This is a genomic window from Vibrio sp. 10N.261.55.A7, from assembly GCF_002877365.1.
Lineage (GTDB): Bacteria > Pseudomonadota > Gammaproteobacteria > Enterobacterales > Vibrionaceae > Vibrio.
Window position 1 is genome coordinate 1 of sequence record NZ_MCWZ01000236.1, and the last position, 830, is coordinate 830.

Below are 830 nucleotides of genomic sequence, written 5' to 3' on the forward strand. Positions count from 1 at the left end.
TATCGAACTGTTTATCTTGGGCTTTACTTAGAGGTATAGACGCAATGTACTTTCGTAGAAGTGGTGTTAAGTCGGATGCTTCTAAGTTGCCGATGATCACCAACTGATAATTTCTATTTTTGGTAAATAATTCATTGTGAATACGTTCAACCTTGCTGACGTCTACCGCATCAATCTCTTCGATCTCCCCAAAATAGTGCCGGCTGGATGGTTGGTAGCTCACATGATTCAGTGCTTTGTTAAATTGCCCAAATGGTGAGTCAATATACGTACTCGCCGATTGGCGGAATTCTTGTTTGACGGCGTCTAGCTGTGCGGGGTCGACATTAATATCCGTAAACACCGTATGAAGAGCGGCAAAGCTATCGGTTAAGTTTTTCTGGTTACTTTGCAGTTCAACACCGTGGTGAGTGAAGTTGATGAAAGGAAGCAGTGTGAGATCATGCCTTCTTAAATGGGCATCGAGAGAGGACCCCGTAAAGTCTCCAATACCGCTGCGCGAGACGGCATTAATGGCAATATCACTGGTGATATACAGATCGCTGTCTAACACGGCTTTACCGCCTCGACTTGCGAGTACCATGTGTACCTTATTGCCTACTTTTGTATCTTTTTGGTACCAGACATCAATACCATTCGATAATGACCATGTGTGGATATTCTGACCTTGATTTAGGGCTTGTTGACTCACGACAGTGCCGGCTTCTTTCGGTGTATTAAAAGCGGTACTGGCGGCGATTAAGGAGAGAGGCTTGTCGGCAGTTTGGTTCGTTGCATCACGCCAGTCGACGGATTTAGCCGCGAGTTCTTCGACATTCTCTTGTTTATCT

1 pseudogene is annotated in these 830 nt (G+C 45.1%); it reads right to left on the reverse strand.

From position 1 onward, the window contains the following. Nucleotides 1-830: pseudogene (locus BCU12_RS23300) on the reverse strand (insulinase family protein); the annotation flags it as partial.